Origin of the sequence: Devosia sp. Root685, assembly GCF_001427875.1 — a bacterium.
Taxonomy (GTDB): domain Bacteria; phylum Pseudomonadota; class Alphaproteobacteria; order Rhizobiales; family Devosiaceae; genus Devosia.
The window spans coordinates 289,016-307,078 of sequence record NZ_LMHK01000002.1 but is presented as its reverse complement, the minus strand read 5'-3'; the positions used below and the strand labels follow the sequence as shown (position 1 = coordinate 307,078).

General features: G+C 63.0%; 17 protein-coding genes. 13 read left to right on the top strand and 4 right to left on the bottom strand.

Annotated features, from left to right (window positions below; all coding sequences use genetic code 11):
* Positions 1-262 precede the first annotated feature (262 nt).
* The 4 genes from ASD83_RS21120 (at position 263) to ASD83_RS10180 (ending at position 5,633) form a co-directional block, all read left to right on the top strand.
* Positions 263-1,420: a hypothetical protein gene (locus ASD83_RS21120; RefSeq protein WP_056310537.1), complete on the top strand. Its 1,158-nt coding sequence runs from the start codon at positions 263-265 to the stop codon at positions 1,418-1,420.
* On the top strand, positions 1,417-2,415 hold the full coding sequence (locus tag ASD83_RS21115) for a glycosyltransferase family 2 protein (protein WP_056310535.1): 999 nt from the start codon (positions 1,417-1,419) through the stop codon (positions 2,413-2,415). The genes ASD83_RS21120 and ASD83_RS21115 overlap by 4 nt, the downstream gene beginning before the upstream one ends.
* A gap of 6 nt (positions 2,416-2,421) precedes the next feature.
* Positions 2,422-3,312 carry a glycosyltransferase gene (locus ASD83_RS10185; RefSeq protein WP_056310533.1) on the top strand — a complete coding sequence of 297 codons (891 nt, stop codon included), beginning with the start codon at positions 2,422-2,424 and terminating at the stop codon, positions 3,310-3,312.
* An 80-nt stretch (positions 3,313-3,392) separates the two neighbouring features.
* Positions 3,393-5,633: a Wzz/FepE/Etk N-terminal domain-containing protein gene (locus tag ASD83_RS10180; RefSeq protein WP_056310531.1), complete on the top strand. Its 2,241-nt coding sequence runs from the start codon at positions 3,393-3,395 to the stop codon at positions 5,631-5,633.
* A 700-nt stretch (positions 5,634-6,333) separates the two neighbouring features.
* On the opposite strand, the gene galU is transcribed toward ASD83_RS10180, so the two are convergent.
* Positions 6,334-7,245: a UTP--glucose-1-phosphate uridylyltransferase GalU gene (gene galU, locus ASD83_RS10175; RefSeq protein ID WP_056310529.1), complete on the bottom strand. Its 912-nt coding sequence runs from the start codon at positions 7,243-7,245 to the stop codon at positions 6,334-6,336.
* A gap of 421 nt (positions 7,246-7,666) precedes the next feature.
* Between galU and ASD83_RS10170 the strand changes: the two genes are divergently transcribed.
* From ASD83_RS10170 to ASD83_RS10130, 9 genes are all read left to right on the top strand, one after another.
* Positions 7,667-7,849, top strand: coding sequence for a hypothetical protein (locus ASD83_RS10170; protein ID WP_156385914.1), 183 nt, complete (start codon positions 7,667-7,669; stop codon positions 7,847-7,849).
* A 427-nt stretch (positions 7,850-8,276) separates the two neighbouring features.
* The gene (locus ASD83_RS10165; protein ID WP_056310526.1) at positions 8,277-8,948 is read left to right on the top strand and encodes a sugar transferase; all 672 of its coding nucleotides are present in this window, start codon (positions 8,277-8,279) and stop codon (positions 8,946-8,948) included.
* 9 nt (positions 8,949-8,957) lie between these two features.
* On the top strand, positions 8,958-9,338 hold the full coding sequence (locus ASD83_RS10160; RefSeq protein ID WP_056310524.1) for a hypothetical protein: 381 nt from the start codon (positions 8,958-8,960) through the stop codon (positions 9,336-9,338).
* Positions 9,331-10,521 carry a glycosyltransferase family 2 protein gene (locus tag ASD83_RS10155; RefSeq protein ID WP_162249150.1) on the top strand — a complete coding sequence of 397 codons (1,191 nt, stop codon included), beginning with the start codon at positions 9,331-9,333 and terminating at the stop codon, positions 10,519-10,521. The genes ASD83_RS10160 and ASD83_RS10155 overlap by 8 nt, the downstream gene beginning before the upstream one ends.
* Complete coding sequence (locus ASD83_RS10150) at positions 10,521-11,807, top strand: O-antigen ligase family protein (RefSeq protein ID WP_056310520.1); 1,287 nt, start codon at positions 10,521-10,523, stop codon at positions 11,805-11,807. Before ASD83_RS10155 ends, ASD83_RS10150 begins: the two co-directional genes overlap by 1 nt.
* Positions 11,758-12,756 carry a glycosyltransferase gene (locus ASD83_RS10145; protein ID WP_056310518.1) on the top strand — a complete coding sequence of 333 codons (999 nt, stop codon included), beginning with the start codon at positions 11,758-11,760 and terminating at the stop codon, positions 12,754-12,756. The genes ASD83_RS10150 and ASD83_RS10145 overlap by 50 nt, the downstream gene beginning before the upstream one ends.
* Positions 12,753-14,231, top strand: coding sequence for a lipopolysaccharide biosynthesis protein (locus ASD83_RS10140; RefSeq protein ID WP_056310516.1), 1,479 nt, complete (start codon positions 12,753-12,755; stop codon positions 14,229-14,231). The genes ASD83_RS10145 and ASD83_RS10140 overlap by 4 nt, the downstream gene beginning before the upstream one ends.
* A gap of 54 nt (positions 14,232-14,285) precedes the next feature.
* Positions 14,286-14,546 carry a CopG family ribbon-helix-helix protein gene (locus ASD83_RS10135; protein WP_056310515.1) on the top strand — a complete coding sequence of 87 codons (261 nt, stop codon included), beginning with the start codon at positions 14,286-14,288 and terminating at the stop codon, positions 14,544-14,546.
* Positions 14,546-14,863, top strand: coding sequence for a type II toxin-antitoxin system RelE/ParE family toxin (locus ASD83_RS10130; protein WP_056310512.1), 318 nt, complete (start codon positions 14,546-14,548; stop codon positions 14,861-14,863). The genes ASD83_RS10135 and ASD83_RS10130 overlap by 1 nt, the downstream gene beginning before the upstream one ends.
* 174 nt (positions 14,864-15,037) lie before the next feature.
* Here ASD83_RS10130 and ASD83_RS10125 read toward each other — a convergent pair whose 3' ends face one another.
* Genes ASD83_RS10125 through ASD83_RS10115 form a run of 3 tightly spaced genes read right to left on the bottom strand, consistent with a single transcriptional unit; the run spans position 15,038 to position 17,958 of the window.
* Positions 15,038-15,931: a polysaccharide pyruvyl transferase family protein gene (locus ASD83_RS10125; protein ID WP_056310510.1), complete on the bottom strand. Its 894-nt coding sequence runs from the start codon at positions 15,929-15,931 to the stop codon at positions 15,038-15,040.
* A 13-nt stretch (positions 15,932-15,944) separates the two neighbouring features.
* Positions 15,945-16,715 (bottom strand): family 16 glycosylhydrolase, encoded by a 771-nt coding sequence (locus tag ASD83_RS10120; RefSeq protein ID WP_056310508.1) that lies wholly within the window; start codon positions 16,713-16,715, stop codon positions 15,945-15,947.
* A 13-nt stretch (positions 16,716-16,728) separates the two neighbouring features.
* Entirely contained in the window at positions 16,729-17,958 is a 1,230-nt protein-coding gene (locus ASD83_RS10115; RefSeq protein ID WP_162249148.1) for a polysaccharide biosynthesis/export family protein, read from the bottom strand.
* Positions 17,959-18,063 lie beyond the last annotated feature (105 nt).

Below are 18,063 nucleotides of genomic sequence, written 5' to 3'. Positions count from 1 at the left end.
TCTGCTGTAATTTCGATAGGACCTGAAAATCCCCGCGCGAGCGGGGATTTTTGCGTGAAAGAGCGGGAAGAACCGAAAAAATGCGGCGATAGAAGGTGGTCTTGGTAAGGCAAACCTCCGTAAAGCTCGCTTGTGCCGCGGTTCAATTGTGGCGGCTTTGGGGCATGCGCTGGGTGCAGCGCTTCGTCCCTCTGGGTCGCGTTGACCGCATGGCTTCCAGCATCTCCACTTGGGCACTTAGCTTGGGATAGGAGATGCGGGTTTGCCGAGAATTCTCTACCTGGTCCACAATCTCTCCGACCCCGCGGTAGCGCGGCGGCTGGCTATGCTGCGCCTCGGTGGCGCCGAGGTGGAAATAGCCGGGTTTCGTCGCGCCGATGCGCCGCTGGCGGATCTGCCGGCCGAGACCGTGGTCGAACTCGATATTACCCATGACGCGCGCATGTTGCAGCGGCTGCTGGCGACGCTGAAGGCGCGCTACGGGGTCAAGCGCTGGGCCAAGGTCCTGGCGCGGCCCGATGTGATCATTGCGCGCAATCTCGAAATGCTGGCGGTGGCCGAGGGGCTGCTGTCGCTTTGGGATGAGCCGCCGGCGCTGGTCTATGAATGCCTCGATATCCATCGGTTGATGCTTCGGCAGGACCGGCTGGGGCGGGGCATGCGGGCCGTGGAGCAACGGCTGATGCGGCGGGCTAATCTTCTCATCACCAGTTCGCCGGCTTTTCTGGAGCGCTATTTTGACGAGCAGGGGGCGCCGCCGGCGCTGCTGCTCGAGAACAAGGTTTTTGCGCCTGATCATGATGTGGTCGGGCGCAATCCGGCGCTGGATGGTGTTGATGGCCCGGTGCGGCTTGGCTGGTTCGGGGCGCTGCGGTGCCGCAAATCCCTCGCGGCGCTAGAAGGCGTTTCGCGGGCACTTGACGGCAAGCTGGAGGTGATCCTCGGCGGACGGCCGGCGCTGACGGAATTTGAGGATTTTCACCGGGACGTGGCGGCGGCGCCGCATATGTCCTTTGGTGGGCCTTATCTTTATCCCGACGATCTGCCCGAGATTTATTCGGACGTGCATCTGGTCTGGGCCGTGGACTTTTTCGAAGAGGGGCAGAATTCGGCCTGGCTGCTGCCAAACCGGATTTATGAGGGGTGCCTGAATGGGGCGATCCCGATTGCGCTCAAGGGCACCGAGACGGCGGCCTTTGTCGAGCGGCATGGGATTGGCGTCGTCATTCCCGATATCGAACCGCAGACGCTGCAAACGCTTTTTGCCGGGATGACGCCGGAGCGGCTGCGCGGGCGGGCTGCAGCTGTTGCGGCGGTGGGCACGCGGGCATTTCGCTGCGAGGCGGAGGAATGCGCGGCGCTGGTGGCGCGGCTGGCGGGTGTCGCCGGAATCAAACGAGAGACGGAGTTGGCGGCATGAGCGGGCGGGTTCTGATCATCGTGCCGACGCTGAACGAAAGCCGGCATATCGGGCCGCTGCTCGATCTGCTGCTGGCCGAGGCGGAGGCGTTGGATGCGCGTATCGTCGTGGCCGATGGCGGCAGCACTGATGGGACGCGGGATATTGTGCTGGTGCGGGCGGTGGAGGCGCCGCGGGTGGTTTTGATGCACAATCCGCGGCGGATACAGTCGGCGGCGATTAACCTCGCTGTGACCCAGTTTGGCGATGGGGTGGATTATCTCATTCGCATCGATGCGCATGGGACCTACCCCGATGATTTCTGCCGGACGCTGGTGGCCGAGGCGGAAGAGCGCGGCGTCGCCAGCGTCGTGGTGCCGATGACGACCAAGGGGCACGCGGCGTTTCAGCGGGCGGTGGCGACGGCGCAGAATTCGCCGATCGGAACGGGTGGTTCGGCGCATCGGATGGGGCTTGGTAGCGGGCCGGTGGACCATGGGCATCATGCGCTGATGCGCGTGGAAGCCTTCCGGCAGGTCGGTGGCTATGACGAAAGTTTTCGGGCCAATGAGGACGCGGAACTCGATTTCCGGCTGCGGGCCAAGGGGCACACGATCTGGCTGACCGAGCGGACGGGGATGATTTATTATCCGCGCTCGACCATGGGCGGGCTGTTCCGGCAGTATTTTGGCTATGGCGGGGGCAGGGCGCGCAATATTTTGAAGCATCGGATGCGGCCACGGTTGCGGCAGATGGCGCCGTTGGCGATTTTGCCGGTGGTGCTCCTGGCCGTGCTGTCGATCTGGCACTGGGCTTTTCTCATTCCGCTGGCGCTTTGGGGTGTGGGGTGCATCGCGCTCGGCATGGCTGCGGCGCGCAAGCATTATCCCGAATATGGCACGCCGATGGTGCTGTCGCCGCTCGTTGGCTGGGCCGCGATGATCATGCATTTCGCCTGGTCGTCGGGGTTTTGGCTGCATCTCATTGAGCGCCCGTTCCGGCGCGAAACCGTGTGAGGCCACATGGCTCGGATCGATATCTGTATCTGCACTTTCCGGCGGCCGTTTCTGGTCGAAACGCTGCGCTCGGTGGCGCGGCTCGACCGTGGCGTGCATGAGTTGCGCGTGATCGTGGCTGACAATGACGAGGTGCCTTCGGCGCGCGAGCGGGTCGAAGCGCTGCGGACGGAAATGGGCATGATGCTCACCTATGTGCATGCGCCTGCGGCTAATATTTGCGTGGCGCGCAATGCCTGCCTTGAGGCGGCGGATGGCGATTTCATTGCCTTTGTCGATGACGACGAGGTGGTGAGCGAAGGCTGGCTCAGGGCTTTGCTCGAAAAGGCGCAGGCGAGTGGCGCGGCGGCGGTGTTGGGGCCGGTGCGGGCGATCTATGCGCCGGATGCGCCGGACTGGATGGTCGAGGGGGATTTTCACTCGACGCTGCCGGTGTTCGTCGGCGGGGAAATCCGCACGGGCTATACCTGCAATGTGCTGATCCGCTGGGTGGCGCCGTTCCGGGCGCTGCGCTTCAATACGGCTCTGGGCCGGTCGGGCGGAGAGGATACGGACTTTTTCTACCGGCTGACGGGGCTGGGCGGGACAATCGACTATGCGCCCGAGGCGGTGGTCGAAGAGCCGGTGCCAGCGGCGCGGGCGTCGATGGATTGGCTGACCAAGCGCCGCCTGCGGTTTGGGCAGACCCATGGCATGCTGCTGGGCGGGGCGCGGCTCAAGCGGCTGCCGGTGGTTGTCGCCAAGATTTCCTATTGCTGTGTGATGGCCGGACTGACGGTTTTTTCGCCGGTATCGCGGCGCCGTAACTGGCTGCGCGCGGTGCTCCATATGGGCGTGGCGGGGGGCATTCTTGGCCTCACGCAAGCTGAACATTACGGCCAGCCGGCCGCTTCCTGAGCGAGTCGTTTTGCCGCGCTTTCGAACCGGAAAACCGGGGGCCACTTTTCCTGAAAGCGCTCTAGCGCCAAGGACAAAAAATGCTTGAAAAGAACATCTATCCCGAAATGGTGGCGCCGCAGCCATCGGACCTCAAGACCATCGATCTCGATCGGATTTTTTCGCTGATTAGGCGGCAGGCGCTGGTGCTGGGGCTTTGTGTGGCTGTGATGGTGGTGCTGGCCGGGTTTTACCTGGCCATGGCGCCGCGGAGCTATCTCTCGGCGGGGCAAATCCTGATCGACAAGAAGCTCGAGCAGGTGACGAGTGGGGACGCGACGTCCACCAGCGCCACCGATCTTGAGGCGCAAGTGCTCAACCAAATCGAGGTTTTGCGCTCGAGCCGTGTGGCCAAAGCCGTGGCTGAGGCTGAGAACCTGATGACGGATCAGGAATTTCTCAATCCGCCGCCATCATTCAGCCAGCGAGTGAAATCGCTGATCGGGCTTGGGCCGCGGACGCAGCCGGTGGCGCTGGAGGCGAGCCTTGATGAGGTGGTGGGCATGTTGCGCGCCAATGTGGTGGTTGATCGCATGGGGCGCAGTTCGCTCATTCGCGTTGGCTTTGAAGCGGCGACGCCGGAACTGGCGCAGCGGATTGCCCAGGCCTATGGCACGGCGCTGCTGCAGGATCAGCTGAATGCCGAACTGGAGGCGACGGGCGCGGCGGCGGACTGGCTGCAGCAGCGCCTGGCCGAAATTGGCGAAAGCCAGCGGCAGGCCATTGTCGCCATCGAGCAGTATCGGCAGGAAACGGGGCTCTCCGTGGGGCAGGACCGCGATCTGACCAAGCAGCGCATCGAAAGCCTGTCTACCAAGCTGGCGGAGGCGCAGGCGGAGAGTGCGCGGCTGCGGGCGCTGTCGGCTGAAGTTGGTGCCGTGGTGGCGGCGGGGCCGGAGACGGCGTCCAGTTCGGTGGCGCTGCTAAGCGGGGCCCAGACTGATCCGGCCGAGATTTCGCTGCTGCGCAATCAGGTGGCGACGCTGACGAGCCGGATTGCCGAGGTGGAGGCCAGCTATGGCGCCGATCATCCGCAACTGGTGCGGCTGAAGGCGGAAAAGGGTGCGCTCGACAATCGCATTTTTGCGCTGCTGCAAAATCTCGACCAGCAATATCGCACGCAATTGGCCATTGCCCAGCAGCAGGAAGCGGGGCTGCGGGCCGATATCAATACCGAGGGGCAGAGCGCCGGCGCCATCGGGCAGGAGCAGGTGCGGCTCAACGAATTGCAGCAGCGCTCGGACGCGTTGCGCACGCTCTATAACAGCTATCTGGCGCGTTATGAGGAGGCGGTGCAGCGGCAGAGTTTCCCCATTCCGTCGGTTCGTATCGTGACCGATGCACTGTTGCCCGAGCAGCCATCGAGCCCGAGGACGATGATCATTCTGGCGGCCGCGGTGATCGCCGGGTGCTTTTTTGGTGCGGTGCTGGGTGTGCTCAACGAGTTGCGCGAGAGCGGTTTCCGCACCGGGGCACAGGTGCGGCGCGAACTGGGGATGCGGTTTTTGGGCTATATGCCGAAGCTGCAGATCGGGCGGGGTGACAGCGCTGAGGCAAGGCAAAGGACTATTCGGGCGCTGGTGCGCGGTGCGCTTGGCACGCGTGTCGGGCGGCGTTGGGGTGCGCCCTATGCCGAGGCGTTGAAATCGACGCGGCTGGTGTTGCAGCCGGTATCGGATCGCGGCACGGCGGTGGTCGGTGTGCTTTCGGTCTTGCCCAACGAGGGGAAATCGACCTTTGCGCTGTCATTTGCGGAAATGCTGACGGCGATGGGGTCGCGGGTGCTGCTGCTCGATGCCGATCTTGGCGACCGGCGGAACGGTATTCCGACGCGGATCATGCCATCGCAGCAGGGCGACTGGCGCAATGCCGCGACGACGGATCTTGAAACCGGGCTCGTCATGCTTTCGGCCAGCGCGCCGGAAGCGGGCGGCGGGGATCTGTCGAGCATTGCCATGCAAAAACTGCTGGCCGAGGCGCGGGGGCAGTTCGACTATGTCATCATGGACCTGCCCGCGCTTGGGCCGGTGATCGATGCGCTATCGGTGTTGCCGTTGACCGATGCGAGCGTGCTGGTGACCGAATGGGGCAAAACCCCAAGGCGCCTGGTGCGCGGCGTGTTCGAGCGCGAGCCGGAGCTGGCGGACCACGTGGTCGGGGTGGTGCTGAACAAGGTCGATCTCGGGACGCTGCCGAAGTTTACCGATATTGGCGGGCTGGAGCGGTTTGCGTATCGCGGTGAGACGCGGGCGGCGAAGGAGGCCGAGGGGGCGCAGGGTTAGTCGGCGCTTTCACGGTCTTTGTGTTTTCGACGAGGGCCGGGCCACTGTGCTCGGTCCATCTATTTGGGCCCGGTACTTGGCGGCAAGTCGTTCCGCCACCTGGTGCACCGGTCGCACCCGCCCTGCATCAGCGTCGGCTAGACCTCTGGCAATAGCAGCATCAAGCGCTGAGAGGCGTATTCTGTGCAGCTTGGACCTTGCTCGACTGGTCATGGGATGCCTCTGCGCTATTGCTAGTTGAGCTATGGCGGATGGCAATTTCTGACAGATATTCAGATGTGCTTCAACAGAATGAGCCGCCCGGTTGGTCCGGGCGGCTCATTCGTTTTACCGAAATGATAGCCTCATGGTTCTCCAAAAGGCCCCCTCACCCCAACCGAATTCGCAAGCGAATTCGGTGTGCCCTGCGGGCCGACCTCACCCCCGAAGGGAAAGGTGTCGCTGCGCGACTTTTCTGTTCTGCCACGCCCTCGTGGTTCGAGGCTTTGCTTTGCAAAGCACCTCACCATGAGGGCTACTTTGGTTTCAGGTCTCAAACGAATGGGCCGCCCGGGTGATCCGGGTGGCCCATTCGTTTGTGGGTTCCGACGTGGGCTGTTCAGTTCTTACCGCCGCGTCATTCCCGCTTTCGCGGGAATGACGCGGTGGGCGTGGAGTGCCCGAAAAGCGATCAGATGAATGCTTTTCGGGCCTGTTTTGGTTATTCCGCTGCGATTTTCATGCCGTCGATGAGGGCGGTGTGGAGGCCGAGTTTGTTGAGGGAGGCGAGGAAGCCTTCGGCGATGTCGTCGCGGTCGAGGGCGTAGGCGACGTTGGCGGTGAGGAAGCCGACCTTGGAGCCGCAGTCGAAGGATTGGCCTTCATATTTGACGCCGGCGAAGGGCTGGGAGCGCATCAGGGTTTGCATGGCGTCGGTGAGCTGGATTTCGCCGCCCGCGCCGCGGGGCTGATCGGCGAGGAGATTGAAGACTTCGGGCTGGAGGATATAGCGGCCCGAAATGATGAGGTTCGAGGGAGCATCCTGGGGTTTGGGCTTTTCGACCATGTCGGTGATGCGGAAGCCGGCATCGGTGCCGTCGCCGCGGCCGACGACGCCGTAGGAGGACACGTCCTGGTGCGGCACTTCCTCGACGGCGATGATATTGCCGCCGATTTCCTCATAGGCTTCCATCATCTGCTTGAGCACGCCGCGGCGGCTCTTGAACAGCATGTCTGGAAGGAGGAGGGCGAAGGGTTCGTCGCCGACGATATCCCTGGCGCACCAGACGGCGTGGCCGAGGCCGAGCGGCTCCTGCTGGCGGGTGAAACTGGTGCGGCCGGCGGAGGGAAGGTCCCTTTGCAGCGCTTCGAGGGCGGCAGTCTTGCCACGGGTTTCGAGCGTCGTCTCAAGTTCGAACTGGCGATCGAAGTGATCTTCGATGACGCCCTTGTTGCGGCCGGTGACGAAAACGAAGTGGGTGATTCCCGCCTCGCGCGCTTCGTCCACTGCATATTGAATGAGGGGACGATCGACGACCGTCAGCATCTCTTTCGGCATGGCCTTGGTGGCCGGCAGGAAACGTGTTCCGAGGCCAGCGACCGGGAAAACGGCAGTTCTTACACGTTTTACCATGGCTTTCTCCTGATTGAGGGTAACAACAGGGTGAATTGGAGCATGTAGACCCAAGTCGATCCAGCCAAAACGGGTTCCGGCATCGCATGGCTCGATTGCAGTTTTGCTCTCGATTCATTTTGCCCAATTTCAGAGCAATTGGTCACATAAGCGCCATTATGACGAATTGGTTTCGTTTTGGCGCGGGCAGTAATGCGATATAGTTCGTAGTTGTTCTTGAGTCTGCGTGAGCAGGTGCAAGTAAAGGCGAGCCCCGGGCGGCCGAGGAAAATCGCTACCAAATGGGGCCGGTACGCAGTCGTGATGACCGGGCGTATTTTAATCTGGGTGGGAGGGGTATATTTACCGGGGACTGGTAGGAAAATGGCTGCGGCTGCAATGAGGGCCGCCGGACAAGAATGCCCGCCGGATGGAGGATGACGTGGACGGTGAGAGGCCCGAGGACGGCGCGGCCCGCAAGGTGCCGCTGGCGGGGTCCGCCAATGCTGGCCAGCGCACGCCCTTTCCATGGCCCTGGGGGCTGGTTGCGGTGGGCATTATGGCCCTCGCCTGGGTCGGCATCTATCTCATGTGGAACGGCGTCGTCTTCCTCTTCAGCCTTTAAGGCAGCGGCCGCTATACGGCCAATTCTATGCATGGTTACTTGTTTGCGCCGCGAAATCGCGGGCGAGCGGCAACGATTTCAGTATATCCCTGTCCTAAAGTTCAGGTTCTTCTTAAGAGCTTGATTTGCCACGTTTTGCGGTCTGCCGGTGAGGCGATTTTGTGGCTGCATGGCTGCATGTCAGCCATGCATTCACGACGTTGATACGCATCTCCCGTCATGTTTGGTTCACCATAGGTCGCGGCAAGCCACATGCCGTCGACAGCAAATGCGGCGTCTCCGGACCAGTGTTCGGGGTGCATCAGAGATGAGTGAGAAACCCGGTTTCGACTGAGCGCATGGCGCTTCAGCGACCCCTTCCGCACGCTAGGAAAAAGGCGGGCTCTGCTGCCTTTCTTCGCAAGTCCATTCTGCGAGAGAGAACATCATGTCGATCATCAATGCCGACATCGGCGAAACTACCTATCCGCGCAAAGCCGGCATGCCCCGCGGGGGCGTCGCCAAACGTGCTTTCGATGTGGTTGCTGCCTCCACGATGCTGATCTTTGCGCTGCCGGCCATGTTCTTCATTGCCGTCATCATGTTTTCGACCGACCGCGGGCCGATCTTTTTCGGCCATGAGCGGCTCGGGCTCAACGGGCGCCGGTTCCGGTGCCTCAAATTCCGCTCCATGGTGGTCAATTCCCAGGAGGCGCTGCAGCGTCACCTCGAACTGTTTCCGCAGGCGCGGGCCGAATGGGAAGAGACGCAAAAGCTGCGCAACGATCCCCGGATTACCCGGCTCGGGCAGTTTTTGCGCGTGACGAGCCTCGATGAACTGCCCCAGCTGATCAACGTCATTCGCGGGGATATGAGCCTTGTCGGGCCGCGGCCGATCGTCGAGGACGAAGTCGTGCGCTATGCCGATGATATCGAACACTATTCGGCCGTGCGTCCGGGGATTACCGGGCTCTGGCAGGTCAGCGGCCGCAGCGATGTGGGCTATGACCAGCGGGTGCAGCTCGACAGCACCTATGTGCGCGAATGGAGCTTTACCGGTGACATGGTCATTCTTCTCAAGACCGTGAGGGTTGTCGCCCTGCGTTCAGGCAGCCGATAGGAGTTTGCCATGGCCATTCTTTCGCTTCGACCGGGTGCGTTTCGCACCCGTAATCCGGGCCGGGACGCCGAGACGGACCAGGCCCGCACCGAAACCGTGCGCAATGCCATTCTGATGGCGCTGGCCGATGCCCGCCGCGAACGCGACGGGCTGAAGCAGCGCATGAGCATGTATTATGCCCAGGCGGCGACCATGCTCGATACATCGGAAGAATATGGGACGCGGGCGGCGGCCGACGAGGCGGTGATCCGCACGGCCGAGCAAAGTGCATCCAATGCGCGCAAGCGCGTGGCGCAGCTCGAAGCGCAGATGGAGAAGTTTTCCGCGCTGATCGGGCAGCTCGACGGGGCGCAAGCTGAAACGGCTGCGGCCGATGCCGATATTGCCTGAAGTTTCCGCCGGGGCCGCGCCACTGATTTCGGTGGTGATGGCCAATTTCGAGGCGGGCGAGAAGATCGTTCATGCCCTCCATTCGGTGCTGCGGCAGAGTGTTGGCGATCTCGAAGTGATCGTCAGCGACGATGGCTCGGGGGACGATAGCCTCGCCCATGTGCGGCGGCTGATGGAAATCGACGGGCGGATAAAGCTTGTCACGGCCGATGCCAATGGCGGGCCGGCGCGGTGTCGCAATCGGGCGCTGGATATGGCGCGCGGGCGCTGGATCGCCGTGGTTGATTCCGATGACATCATTCATCCTGAACGGTTCGAGCGGCTGCTGGCGGCGGCGGCGGCGTATGATGCCGATATCGTCGCCGATGATCTGTTGCTGTTTTTCGAGGATGGCTCGGCGCCGCGGCTGATGCTGGGCGAGGGGGTGGAGCGGAGTTTCCTCGTTTCGGCCGAGCGCTGGGTGTTGGCGGGGACGGATGGCACCCCGGCACTGGGTTATTTGAAGCCGCTGATCTCGGCGGCGCGGCTGAAGGCGGTTCGTTATGACGAAAGCCTGCGGATCGGGGAGGATTTCGATCTGATCCTGCGGCTGTTGCTTGAGGGCGCGCGAATGCTGATCGTGCCGGAGCCGTTTTATCTCTATCGCCGGCATTCGGGGTCGATTTCGCACCGGCTGTCGGTCGCGGATATGGAGGCCATGGTTGGGCGGCAGAAGGCGCTGGTTGGGGCGTTCGGGCCGCTTGATGCAAGACTGAAGGCTGCGTTTGAGCGGCGGATTGCCGGTTTGCAGCATGGGCTGAGTTATGAGCGGCTGGTGGCGAGCGTGAAGCAGCGGCGGCTGGGTTCGGCGCTGGCGCTGGTGGCGCGGCATCCAGGGCATCTGCGCCGGTTGTGGGCTTCGTTTGCCGAAGGGCGGCAGCGGCGTGCGGCCCCGGTACAGGCGGCGTTGCCTTCGCCGGTGCTGGTGCTCGGCGCGGGGGCGGGCGAGATGGTGCCGGCCTATGTGCCGGTATCGCTGACGGACTGGGCGGCGCCTGCGCTGCGCGATGTCTGGCGTGGGTTGGCGGCACGGCGTGGGACGGGGGCGGTGCGCTGCATTCCGCTCGATGCGGCGGGGCGCTATGCCGCCGGGTTCATTCCCGAGGCGATTGTTGCAGCGCCGGAAATGGCGGAGGCGTCCTGATGCAAGTGCCCGGGCGCGTGACCATCAACATGGCGACTTTGCTGACCTTCGGCGCTTTTGCGGCGCTGGTGCTTAATGCCATGCTCGGGTCACTGGCGGCGCTGGCATTCATGGGGTGTGGGGCGCTGCTGATCGTCAGCAATCCGGCGCAAAGTCTTGAGAGTTTGCGGCGGTGGTGGCCGGTGCTGCTGCTGCCGGCCTATTGCATGCTGACTTCGCTGTGGTCGCTCTATCCGTCCAATTCGCTACGCTATGGCTTGCAACTGGCGTTTACCGTCGCGGTGGCCGTGGTGATCACGGGGCGGGTGTCTACGTCGACGCTGATGCGGTTGATGTTCATCGTCTATGGCATCGGCGTGGTGGCTAGTCTCGCCTTTGGCAAGACCGGTCTTGGTGGGGCCTGGGTCGGAGCGTTCGGCAGCAAGAACGCGGTGGCGGCGCATATCGCGGTTTTTGCACTGGTGTCGGTGGCGGTGGCGGCGGATCGGAATTCGCCGGTTATGCTGCGGCTCCTGGCGGTGGGTGGCGCGGTTCTGTCCGGGCCGCTTTTAGCGCTGGCCCAGTCTGCTGGCGCCATTCTGATGCTCGCGCCCTGTATGGCGATCATTGTGCTGACGCTGCTGATTTCGCGGCTGAGCGGCATGCAAAAACTGTTCGTGGTCGTGATGCTTGTCATCGTGGGGGCGGCGCTGGCGCTGCTGATCATGGTGGCGGGCGATACTCTCTTGGCCGAAGTGCTGGAAGGCTCGGGCAAGGATGCGACGCTGACGGGGCGCACCGATCTCTGGGCGACGGGGCTGAGCTTTATTGCCGAACGGCCGTTGCAGGGGCTGGGCTATCGCTCGTTCTGGGTGATCGGCTTTGCGCCGGCCGAGGAGCTTTGGGCCATGTTCGACGTGCCTTCGGGCGCGGGGTTCAATTTTCACAACACCTATATTTCCAATGCCGTCGAGATCGGGCTGGTCGGGCTGATATTGCAGATCGCCATCATTTATGGCGGGGCCTTTCTCATGGGTGCCTATACCTTTGCCCGGCCCAATGCGGCCAATGCGCTGCTGCTGGCTTTGCAGGCGCTGATGATCCTGCGGAGCTTCATCGAGGTGGAGGTGTTCTTCGAATTCTCCATCCGCTCGATCATGGGCATTGCCACCCTCATTTATGCCGCGCAGGGGCTCTCTGCCCTCCGCGCCCAATCCGCTGCGCCCGCAAGGCGCCGTCCTGGAGGTTTATTCAGCCATGTCCGAGTACCAGCCCGGCCTCGTCCACTTCCGCACGCCGACCTATAAGCGTCCCGAGGCGCTGCGCCGCGCGCTCTATTCGATGATCGACCAATCCTGGCCGCATTGGGTCTGCGACGTCTATGACGACGACCCCGAGCAGGCGGCGCGGTCGGTGGTGGCCGCGATCGGGGACGCGCGTATCCGCTATACGGCGAACACGCCGCAGCTCTTTGCCTCCAAAAATATCGATCACTGCTTTTCGGCGGACAATCCGCATGGGGCGGAGTTCTTCTGCGTGGTTGAGGATGACAATTTCATCCTGCCCGAGTTCTGCGCGGCCAATATCGCATTGGCGCGGAGCGAGGGTGTCGAGATCGTGCTGCGCAATCAGTATTTTGAATATGCCAGCGGCACGGAGCGGGCGCATGTCGGGGATATCGGCGTGCTCGACGAGCTTTTTACCGAGGGGCTTTATGAGGCGGGCGATTTCCGCATGGCGCTTCTGGCGGGGATCGGGGTTTCCAATGGCGGGCTCTTCTGGTCGCTGAGGGCGAAATCGCCGCTCGAAATCCAATATGGCTGCACGGCGACGCTGCAGGAATATCTGCGGACCTATTCGGTGGTGGAGCCGGTCTATGTGGCCATGGAGCCACTGGCGGTGTGGGCGGAAAATGCCGAACAGACGACGCGCAATGCGGAGTTGAATGCGGGCTATCTGCGGCGGGAGCTGGACTTGAAGCGGGCCGTGCAGGCGCTGCGGCAGCGGGTTTGGACCGAGGCTAGCGCGGAGCAGCGGGCGCGATTTCTGACCGATACGCGATTTGCGACCCCGATTGGTGTGCGGGCGGTGAATGTGGGCAAGGCGCTGCTGGGGCAGGGGATCATGCCGCATGTTTCCCCGGTGGAGGCTGCGAAACTGCGGCTACGCGGGCTGGTGATCCGTGTGCTCGGGCGGGTGACGCCGGAATTCGAGCGCTTTGTCGCCTCGCGCGATGGATTGCGGCACAGCGCATGACCGTTGTGGCAGAGACGGGAGGCAAACGGCTCGGTCATCTGAAATCGGGCCGGGCTTCGGCTGCGATCAAGGGCACGATGTGGTCGCTTGTCAGCAGTCTGGCGCCGGCTCTGCTCGGGTTTCTGGTGTTTCTGGCGACCTCGCGGGTGCTTACTCCCGCTGAGTTCGGGATTGTTGCCTTTGCGGCGAGCATTGCGACCGTGGGGCTGGCAGTGGCGCCGGCGGGGTTTCGCGAGGCGCTGATCCAGCGGACGGATATCGAGGCAAAGCACCTCGATACGGTGTTCTGGCTGTGTGTCGGGGCGGCGGTTGTTATTTTTGGTGCGCTCTGTGTGGCGGCGCCGTTTGTTGCGTCGTCATCGGGCGATCCGCTGCTGACGGCGCTGGTGCCGTTCATTTCGGCGCGGGTGATTTTCGATATGGCGGCGGCAGTGCCCAATGCGCTGCTTGTGCGCACCATGTCGTTTCGCATGCTGGCGCTGCGGACGACGGCGGCGTCTCTCGTTGCGGCAATGGTTTGCCTTGGGCTGTTGTGGGCCGGGTTCGGGCTTTGGGCGCTGGCGGCTTCGCAATTGGCGGGGTCGGTGACGACCTGTGTCGGGGCGTTGATCGCGGCACGCTGGCGGCCGGGTTTGCGGTTCGACCTCCGGGCGCTGGGAGATTTGAAGGCCTTTGGGCTGTTTTCGACGGGGAACCACTTCATCACGACGATCAGTTTGGATCAGCTGCTTATTGGGGCGCTGCTGGGGCCGGCGGGGCTGGGTATCTATGGCTTTGCGCGGCGGATTTTTCAGATTCTCACCGATCTGCTTTCGGGGGCGCTGAACCTTGTGTCCTATTCGCTGCTGTCCTCGATGCAGGGGGAGAAGGCGAAGTTGCGCGAGGCTTATCTGCTGGGGACCTTTGCGTCCTCAGTTGTGGCGTTTCCGGTTTTTGCGGGGCTGGCGCTGGTGGCGGGCGATCTCATTCCGCTCGCTTTTGGCGCGCACTGGATCGAGGCCGTGCCGGTGGTGCAGGCCTTTTGTGCGCTGGGCGTGCTGACGGCGGTAGGGATATTGCAGGCCTCGCTGATCCGCAGCCAGGGGCAGGCGGACCTGTGGTTCTACTATGTGCTGAGCAAGCAGGTGGTGACGGTGCTTTACGTCTTCCTGTTTGCGGGCTGGGGCCTATTGCCGCTAACGGTGTCGCTGGTGGTGCTCAATGCGCTGATGTGGATGCCGACGCTGCACATGGTGGTGCGGCTGCTGGGCATTTCGATTTTTGGCTATCTGCGATCGTTCGCCCTGCCGGTGCTGGCGACCGCGGTGATGTGGGGCGCGGGGTGGCTGGTGCAGCGGGAAGTGGGGGAGACTGAGCCGGTATTGCGGCTGGTGGCGACAGTGGGTATCGCGGCGGCGAGTTATAGTGCGGTGATTGTGGTGCTAGGGCGGGAGCGGATGTGGCGGATGGTGGGGTTTTTGCGGAAGAAGCGGTAGCTCTTTGCTGCGATGCATTTTTGTAATACGCTGTATTTTGAACCTGGAGTGCCCATGTCAAAACCACAGCTTTCCGACCCCATCACGCTCCGGCTGCCGCTGGACATTCTGAAAGCAATCGAGCGGATCGCGGAAACGTCGGATCGGTCGCGCAGTTGGGTGATGGTACGCGCCATGCGGCTCTATCTGGCCAGCGAAGGTGCTGAAATCCTCAATGTCGCAGATGGAATTACGCAACTCGATAGTGGCGAGTCCGAGGATATGGACGACGTTATCGCGCAGGTGGAGCAGATCGTCCGCGGCAATGCTGCGTGATGAAAGTCCGGCTTTCGAGGAATGCGGCCGACTATGTGCGGCATGAAGCGGCGTATCTGCGCCAGCACAGCCGGCCCGCAGCGGAGCATTTTTTGGACAGGGTAAAGTCGGTCAGGAGAGATCTCGCGAGCTTTGGCGAAGCCGGCTTTTCGGACGAGGGGCTGCCCGTTCCGGGCCTGCGCCGGTTCGTTCGGGACGGCTATTTCTACGATTACCGCATCCGGCGATCAGAGATCGAGATTGTTGTGATCTCAAGTTCGGTCAATAGGCCACTGGCGATGCCGTCCGATGACGGTGACTTCGATTTCGAGGCATGATCCGCGGCTGAAGGACATTTTGGCGGCTCGGGGCGCGCTCTGATGAACCAGTGCCACGCCCTCGTGGTTCGAGGCTTTGCTTGCGCAAAGCGCCTCACCATGAGGGCTACTGGGGCTTGGGTGCTGGTGTTGGTGCTGGTGCTGGGAGGGACGGCGTCTTTTCCGCCCGGCGGCTTAGTGAACCGCCACGCGGCTGCGCACAAAATTGTCTACGGCTTCCTGGGCGCGTTCGGTGACTTCGATGATGCGGGTGTCGCTGCTGAGTTGGGGTTCGAGGCGGGACATTTCGGTGAGGTGTTTCGCCGCGATGCTGGTGAAGATGCGGTTGGGGATGGCGGCGAGCGGGGAGGCGCTGAATTGGCCGACTTTGCCCAGGCGCCCGCCGCGGCCGGTGCGGCCGATGTAGTATTCGAGGACGCTGGTGGGTTTGAGTTCGTTGAGGCGGACGTCGACATTGAGGGCGCCGGCCCAGTCGAGCCACTTCTTGTGGTGGCCGCCATAGATGGGGCGGGCGCCGATCCAGGGGGTGCGCAGGGCATCGGCGACGATGGCGCCGTGCATGGCTTCGGTGATCAGGAGGCGGGCGCCGCGGATCTGGCTGAGGACGGTTTCGACCGGAGCGGTGGCGTCGATCAGGGTCATGCCGGCCATGCGGCAGGCTTCGGCCCAATCGCCGCGCTCGAGGCTTTCATAGTGGGGCATGAAGGCGATGCCGGTGCTGTCGTCGGGCGGGGGCAGGTCCATGGCGCGGAGCAGGACGGCGCTGTCGCAGACCGAGAGGCCGGGGTCGATGCCGAGGGTTTTGGCGGTGTTGGGGCCGCGGACGAAGCGGATGTCCCAGGTGCCGTCATGCACATCGGGGAGGCCCATATAGCCGGCATAGCCGGAGCCCATGACGAATTTCCGCGACTTTTCGGGGAGGTGGTCGCCAATGATGGAGCCGATGCCGACGAACAGTTCGCTCTCGTCTTCGTCGAGAAAGCCTTTGGGCAGCAGGGCGGGCCAGACGTGGAGGTTCAACTCATCGCCGAAATTGGGCACGTGGCCGCGGAAGAATACCAGCTTCATCGAGAAGTCCTTTTCAGTCCTGGCAGAGGATGGATTGTTCGAATGCACATTCCTGGCCGAGCGGAGTGAACGCGACCCAATCGACCTCCATGGCGATGGGGGTGGTCACCGGGGTGAACGGACCCATCCAGTCGGTCAGGGTATCTGATCCCCAGAGGCTGAAGAAAATGCGCTGCGGATTGCTCGGAATGGTTTTGGGGTCGTCCATGGTGCGGACGAGCTGGCCATCGATATAGAAGCGCACGCTGTCGGGCGACCAGGTGAAGGCATAGGTGATGAAATCGCTGTCGGACGGGCGGGGCAGGGCGTGGGACTGGCCGCTGCCGACCTTGCCATCGCCGCTCTTGCCGTTGACGAAGGTGGTGGTGTCGACGTGGCTGGTGTCGCGGGTGAGGATTTCGAAATCGATCTCGTCGTGCGGTTTGCCCTGCTGGGCGCCGATATAGGTGAAGAAGGCAGCGTTGAGGCCAGAGCCGGAGGGCGTTTTGAAGCGGGCTTCGTAGGTGCCGTAGCCATAGGCCGTTCGCGTTTGCAACTCGCCGCAGCGGTATTGGCGGTCGCCCTTGGGCTGGGGCGAAAAGCCGACGCGGAGCATGCCGCCAGAGGCGGTGACCTGATCGGTGGACCAGGTGCAGTTCTGATGGGCGCCATTGGCCCAGCCGTCAGCGACGTACCAGCGGGATTGGTCGATTGTGTCGAAGCCGTCGAAGAAGGCTTCCTGGGCGAAGGCCGGGGTGGCGATGCCTGCCGCGAGGACGGTGAGAAGGGTGAGAGTGCGTTTCATCTGGAAAAGGTCCTCACTGTGCGAAGGCCAGGCGGGCGATGACGACATCGCCGGAAATCAGCGGCGTGCCGATCTCGGCGGGGATTTCGGCGCCGTCACGGATGATGGCGTAGCTGTAGGCGGGAGCGGTGTCCGAGGGGGCGGAGATGCCGGTATGGAGCACGGCTTCCTGCACCAGACCCTTTTGCGTCGCGATTTTTAGGGCGAGGGCGCTGATCTGGCCGTCGACCGTCTGGCGCTCGAGCGAAAGGTCGGAAATGCGCTGGTCGGTCAGGCGCGACTGCTCGCGATTGGCTGTTGCGATGGCCTGTTGGGCCTGGAGGGTCGCTGTCTCGGTGTCGAGGAGGCGGGTCTCGAGGTCGGCAACATTGGTCTGGAGCGAGGTGACGCGGGAGGAGAGGGCGAGGCCATCGTCGGAGAGGGCGGTGATCTTGGTGAGTTGGTCGCGGGCGGTTTCGAGCTGGGTTTCGGCGCTCGCCTGCTTTTGGTTGAAGGCGGTGATCTGGGTGGTGAGGAGGCCAACTTCGTCGGTGAGGGAAGTCGTCTGAGCCTCGGCCTGGCGCTTTTGCGCTTCGAGGATGGCGGTTTCGGCGGCCAGCAGCGCTTGCAGATCAGGGTGATTTTCGAGTTCGGGGGGGACGGGGATCTTTTCCTCGTTGGCCAATTCGGCATCGAGGCGGGCGCGGCGAATGAGGAGGCGATTGTATTCGTCTTCGAGGACGTCGAGGGCGCCGGAGGTGGTCAGCATTTCCTTTTCGGGACGGGCCACGGCTTCGGCGCTGCGGCGTTCGCCGCCGGCGAGGGCCAGGGCCTTTACGACCGTCAGGTTGGGCGCAAAGGGATATTCGCCGGGGGAGCCGACATCGCCCGAGACGTAGATGGGGCCATAGGTGGAGACCTCCACGGTGACCGAGGGGGCGGTGGGGAGGCCCAGGGATTGTTGGAGAGCCGCACCGAGATCGGCGGCCAGTTCGGTGCTGGTTTTACCCAGGCTCTCGGTTGGCCCGACCATGGGGAAATTCACATTGCCGTCGGCACCGACGATGTAGTCGCCGCCCAGCGCCGTCCATTCCTCGAAGGTGGAATCGGCGGCTTTCCATTGGACGACCTTGATCGCCAGCTTGTCCGAAACGCCCAGAATATAGGGTTCGGCGGCCTGTGCGGCGCCTGACGCGGCGAGCGCCAGCAGGCACACGGAAACGCGGCGCGCGACAGAGTAAGTCCAATCGGGGGCTGAGATCATGTCCCCATCCTTGCTTCTATTCGTGGGATTAGGATCGTCGCGATTGATCATGCCCGCAATGGGGCAGGACTTCGGGGCGATCGGCGCTTGTGCCGGCGAAAATCA

Excerpts from the sequence above, each read along its gene's own strand:
- ASD83_RS21115 (WP_056310535.1), top strand. The coding sequence starts at position 1,417 with ATGAGCGGGCGGGTTCTGATCATCGTGCCGACGCTGAACGAAAGCCGG.
- ASD83_RS10185 (WP_056310533.1), top strand. The coding sequence starts at position 2,422 with ATGGCTCGGATCGATATCTGTATCTGCACTTTCCGGCGGCCGTTTCTG.
- ASD83_RS10180 (WP_056310531.1), top strand. The coding sequence starts at position 3,393 with ATGCTTGAAAAGAACATCTATCCCGAAATGGTGGCGCCGCAGCCATCG.
- galU (WP_056310529.1), bottom strand. The coding sequence starts at position 7,245 with ATGGTAAAACGTGTAAGAACTGCCGTTTTCCCGGTCGCTGGCCTCGGA.
- ASD83_RS10165 (WP_056310526.1), top strand. The coding sequence starts at position 8,277 with ATGTCGATCATCAATGCCGACATCGGCGAAACTACCTATCCGCGCAAA.
- ASD83_RS10160 (WP_056310524.1), top strand. The coding sequence starts at position 8,958 with ATGGCCATTCTTTCGCTTCGACCGGGTGCGTTTCGCACCCGTAATCCG.
- ASD83_RS10150 (WP_056310520.1), top strand. The coding sequence starts at position 10,521 with ATGCAAGTGCCCGGGCGCGTGACCATCAACATGGCGACTTTGCTGACC.
- ASD83_RS10145 (WP_056310518.1), top strand. The coding sequence starts at position 11,758 with ATGTCCGAGTACCAGCCCGGCCTCGTCCACTTCCGCACGCCGACCTAT.
- ASD83_RS10140 (WP_056310516.1), top strand. The coding sequence starts at position 12,753 with ATGACCGTTGTGGCAGAGACGGGAGGCAAACGGCTCGGTCATCTGAAA.
- ASD83_RS10135 (WP_056310515.1), top strand. The coding sequence starts at position 14,286 with ATGTCAAAACCACAGCTTTCCGACCCCATCACGCTCCGGCTGCCGCTG.
- ASD83_RS10130 (WP_056310512.1), top strand. The coding sequence starts at position 14,546 with ATGAAAGTCCGGCTTTCGAGGAATGCGGCCGACTATGTGCGGCATGAA.
- ASD83_RS10125 (WP_056310510.1), bottom strand. The coding sequence starts at position 15,931 with ATGAAGCTGGTATTCTTCCGCGGCCACGTGCCCAATTTCGGCGATGAG.
- ASD83_RS10120 (WP_056310508.1), bottom strand. The coding sequence starts at position 16,715 with ATGAAACGCACTCTCACCCTTCTCACCGTCCTCGCGGCAGGCATCGCC.
- ASD83_RS10115 (WP_162249148.1), bottom strand. The coding sequence starts at position 17,958 with ATGATCTCAGCCCCCGATTGGACTTACTCTGTCGCGCGCCGCGTTTCC.